The organism is Schlesneria sp., assembly GCF_036405755.1.
GTDB classification, from domain to species: domain Bacteria; phylum Planctomycetota; class Planctomycetia; order Planctomycetales; family Planctomycetaceae; genus Schlesneria; species Schlesneria sphaerica.
Genome location: NZ_DASWWZ010000242.1, coordinates 1 through 4,625 on the forward strand (window position 1 = coordinate 1; position 4,625 = coordinate 4,625).

The following is a 4,625-nucleotide window of genomic DNA, read 5'->3' on the forward strand; positions in this document are numbered from 1 at the left end:
TGGCGGGATGTGATCTATTTTCGTGCCACCGAACAGCGGTCTCGACTGAATCAGGAAGAATTCACGACCTGGATGGCCGCACAGTGGAACAATAGCGTCGGGTGGAATGCCACCGTCACCTCGATGCTGACCGCGAAGGGGAATGTGCTGGAGCATCCGGAAACGGCATTAATCTTCGCGCAGGGAGCACACACGGAAGACGTCGCGGCGGAAGCCTGTCGCGTCTTTCTGGGAATCCAGCTCCAGTGTGCCAATTGTCACGACCATCCGACGGACATCTGGAAGCGCGAGCAGTTCCATCAGCTCGCCGCCTACTTTCCTCGAATCGCCGAGCGACGCGTGACGAAAGGGAAGCCCGAGTTTGAGATTGCTTCGGTCAATACAGAGAACCGTCGAGCGGAACTGATACGCGATTACCCGGATCTGTTCGTGCGTCAGTTCGACCGCAACAACGATGACAAGCTTTCGCGAGAGGAGCTTGAGAAAGGTCCTAAACGTGTCAGCAAGAAGCTGGCTGCCGCTTTGCAGGCGCGCGCGGCCGAACTGAAAGCCGATTCGGGCGTGGAGATGGATGCGGAATCGATGCAGAGTGAGTCGATGGAAGCTGCTCCGAAAGAGAAACGCAAGGGAGCGAAGAAGAAAGCCGCCCAGATGGCGAACGCTGCAATGGCCCGGGACCAGATGGCCCAGGACAAAATGGACGCGGGGGCGATGAAGAAGGCGGGGCTGGCGGCTCCGAAGCTCAATGCCAAGCAGATTGACCGCCTCTTCGAGGTGGGAGATACGAACAAGGACGGAGACCTGACGATCGACGAGATCAAGGCCTCTCAACCGCCGCAGAACAAGCGGCGTGGGGCGACCGAACACCATATGTCGAACCTGCTGAATCCCGAATCCGAAGGGGAACTGATCGATCCCAAGTTCTTCATTGATGGTTCGAGTTTACCGCACGGCCAGACTGACGAAGAGCGACGCAAGGCGGTCGCGGAAGCGTTTGTTTCACCCAACAATCCCTGGTTTGCGAGAGCGATCGTCAACCGCGTCTGGGCCGAGATGCTGGGCGAGGGCTTCTACATGCCGATCGACGACCTGGGGCCGGCTCGAACGCCCCGTTACCCGGAGGTGTTGGATCTGCTGTGCGTCAACTTCGTGAAGAATGACTACGATCCCAAGTGGCTGGTCCGGACCATCGCGAACACGGCAACTTACCAGCGGAAGATCAGGTCCAAATCGGTCTCCGAGACTGAGCTTCCGTTTGCCTCCGCAACTCCGGTTCCGCTCCGTTCTGACATCATCTTTAATTCGCTGGCGCAGGTATTCAGCCTGACCGACGACGAGATGGGTGGAAGAAGCGCCAAAGCGGCAAAAGACAAACCTCGCAGCTATGCACAGTCTCCCCGTTTTCAGTTCGATGCTCTGTTTGGTTCTGACCCGTCAGTACCGAAAGAGGATGTGACCGGGACGATTCCTCAGTCTCTGATGATGATGAACTCACGTGTGTTCCGCGCGGGAATGTCGGCCAAGGGGGGAACCCGGTTAGCGAAGATCCTCAAAGAACATCGGGATAACACGGCCGCACTGAAAGAACTTTACCTGGTGACGCTGTCGCGGGAACCGTCAGAGGAAGAACTTCGCATCTGCACGCAGTACATCGCAGACGTGAAGGCGCGTCCCGAAGCGTTCGAAGACCTGATGTGGAGTCTGCTGAACTCAAGCGAATTCATTTCGCGGCGGTAACCCTCAGGAAGTGGCGGATCGGCAGATGCCACTTCCTCTCTGTCACGGCCCGCTGAAGCAGCAGTCACGGCCGGTGCCATGACTGACAGAGCAGAAATTCACGTGAGATCGAGCCTCATAGAGTATCACGAAATTTACATTCGTTCGGAGAATGATGATGGATCAGTTGACCTGGCATGAACGTGTATCACTCGACCGCCAGACGGTTTCTCGCAGAAGTTTTCTTTACGGTGCCTCAGCGGTTGCGGCTGCGACGGGGATCAATTTTCGCGACGTCATGTCGCTGCGCGCGGACGAACTGCGTAAGCAGGGAAAAGCGATGATCCTGCTGTTCATGCAGGGTGGGCCGTCCCAGTTGGAGACGTTTGATCCCAAACCCGGAACCGAGAATGGAGGGCCGACCACCGCGATCAGTACGACTGTCTCGGGAATTCAAATCGCAGAAGGGTGGGAACGGACTGCACAACAGATGCAGGACATCGCCATCATCCGTTCGATGACGAACAAAGAGGGAGAACATCAACGAGCCTCGTACCAGATGCACACCGGGTACATCCCGTCCGGTTCGGTGAAGCACCCTTCGCTGGGGGCCTGCATTGCTCAGGAACTGGCGCCGAAGGACCGCGAACTCCCTGCCGTCGTGACGATCGGAGACCGGGGAACTTATGGTACAGGAGCCGGATTTCTCGGCGTGGACTATGAACCCTTCCAGGTGGTCGGTCGCAGCATCGGTGTCGTGCCGGACAATATTTCCCCGATCATCGGTGAGAAGCGGTTCACTCGGCGGCAAGGTCTGCTCGATCGACTGGAAGGGGAGTTTGCGGCACGGGGGGGAGAAACGGTTGTCAGCAATCACCGGCGTGTGTACGACAAATCCGCCAAGTTGGTCCTGTCACCTCTCACCACCACGTTCGATCTCAGCCAGGAATCGGCGGAAACAAAAGAACGCTATGGGGATTCTGAATTTGGCAAAGGCTGCTTACTGGCTCGTCGTCTGATTGAAGCGGGAGTCACGTTTGTCGAAGTGCGCCTGGGGGGCTGGGATACGCACCAGGAAGTCTTTTCCGGAGTGAAGAGTCTGGCAGGTAAATGCGATCCTGCCTTGGCCGCGTTGATTTCGGATCTCAAAGAGCGTGGCCTGCTGGATTCGACGCTCGTGATGTGGACGGGTGAGTTTGGGCGTACACCGAAAATTAATCCGCGAACAGGACGGGATCACTGGCCACGCAACTTCAACGCTCTGCTGGCCGGGGGCGGAATCAAGGGGGGGCAGGTCATCGGGGAGTCCGCCGCAAACGGAATCGGAGTCGCCAGCGATCCAGTCACCGTTCCTGATCTCTTCCAGACAATCTGTACGGCACTGGAAGTGAACCCGGCAAAAGAGAACATGAGTCCGATCGGGCGACCGCTGAAGATCGTCGATGGAGGAAAACCCGTTTCCAAGCTGTTCGGGTGAGTTGCTTGGGTTTCGCCGCAGCAGGGGGACCCGCCGGATTGCGGCGGGTTTTCCCTGTGATTCCCCACAAGTTGCACTCGCATGCTACCAGAGTCAGAGCTCTGGAAGACCCGGGCGACGTGTAAAGTGGTGCGCGTTATTGCGATAGCTAACAGCGCGCGGAGCCCCGTGAGTTCTGTGCGGAATGATTTCTCGGTCCGTTGCCGAAGGGGTCGGCGTTGGCCCGCGCGAATGAGAGCGAAACCCCAAGGCAAGGTGAGGCGGTTTTCCTGACGAATCAGTCGAGGGCGCTCTGGTTTTTCAAGCAGCGTTGGAAGCGCGCCGTCGTCGTGCTGCGAGGTAACACCCGAGTCCGCCCAGTCCCACGAGGGCTGCTGTTGACGGTTCAGGAACGGGGGTGACCGTCGTGGTGACTCCGACCAGATCGTCGTAGATCAGAGTCATGAAGCCGTCGATCGTGAGCAGTTCCAGGGTAGTTTCGATACTGCCCACGTAGCCCGAAAATTGGGTGGGAGTGACAGCATCCCCAAAAATGTCAGGAGTCGCCGTGGTGTACATCGGCGCGAAGGCATAATCACCATAGAGCATGGCAACGTAGACGGGTTCTTCTGTTACCTCGGCTGTCGGATCGGTGAAGACGACGTCGAAGTAGAATGGATCCAGCTCTGTGTAAGTGACTCCATTGATCGTGGCAGTAATGCGGTAAGGCAGATAGACCCCGCCGCCGACGTTCCAGGCATAAGCCCAGTCATCGAAGACGGCGGTAACTTCAAATGCGGATCCCGCCAGATCGTTGTTGAACGGGTCGACGCTTCCTTCCGCCAGCACACCTTCGTACTTGAGTTGCAGAAATCCGGCCTGCAGGGGGCCACTGAAGAGTGCGACCGCAAACCCCAGCACGCAAATCAGATGCTTCATCTCGACCGTATCCTTCTCGTTTCAGCAAGGCGAATCGAACCCGGAACTTCCACAGAACGGTTGTGCTATGTGTCTTATTTCTCCCAAACTACCAGTGTCGACGCCTTGAAAACAGTGGCAATAGGCGCAATTCGCAGGACTCAGATTCCGACTGCGGTACGAATCCGCAAGATCGTCACGACCGGGACGCACGTCGATCATCGCAGTTCAACCGGGTGCCATTGAGAGAGCCGGAAACAATGATTTCCGGACATCGCGAAAGCAGCGATTCACGCTGCACGTGCGATAACGAAGAATGAAAAGAGAATGGGCGATACTGGATTCCAAACTTTGCGGGATGCTATGCAGAATTCCGAGAATTGGGTTGAGTTGCATGCGTCCCTGTATGCACTCGATGCAGAGTTGTGGCGTTTGATGGATTGCTGGGGACGACTGAAGGGAGAGGATCGGTTGGCCCTCGCTGAGTACGCCGAGCGACTTGCGTCCAGACTTGAGTCGAGTTGTACTGAGTTGG

3 protein-coding genes are annotated in these 4,625 nt (G+C 57.1%); 2 read left to right on the forward strand and 1 reads right to left on the reverse strand.

What is annotated here, in order from left to right; translation table 11 throughout:
* Both VGE80_RS08605 and VGE80_RS08610 read left to right on the forward strand, forming a co-directional pair.
* Positions 1 to 1,737: DUF1553 domain-containing protein (locus tag VGE80_RS08605; protein ID WP_440592364.1), on the forward strand; the 1,737-nt coding region annotated here is incomplete at its 5' end.
* 157 nt (positions 1,738 to 1,894) lie between these two features.
* Positions 1,895 to 3,193 (forward strand): DUF1501 domain-containing protein, encoded by a 1,299-nt coding sequence (locus VGE80_RS08610; RefSeq protein WP_440592365.1) that lies wholly within the window; start codon positions 1,895 to 1,897, stop codon positions 3,191 to 3,193.
* 300 nt (positions 3,194 to 3,493) lie between these two features.
* Here the strand turns inward: VGE80_RS08610 and VGE80_RS08615 are convergent, their stop codons facing one another.
* Entirely contained in the window at positions 3,494 to 4,111 is a 618-nt protein-coding gene (locus tag VGE80_RS08615) for a PEP-CTERM sorting domain-containing protein (protein WP_440592366.1), read from the reverse strand.
* Positions 4,112 to 4,625 lie beyond the last annotated feature (514 nt).

Coding starts and splice junctions, on each gene's coding strand:
- VGE80_RS08610 (WP_440592365.1), top strand. CDS start 1,895: ATGGATCAGTTGACCTGGCATGAACGTGTATCACTCGACCGCCAGACG.
- VGE80_RS08615 (WP_440592366.1), bottom strand. CDS start 4,111: ATGAAGCATCTGATTTGCGTGCTGGGGTTTGCGGTCGCACTCTTCAGT.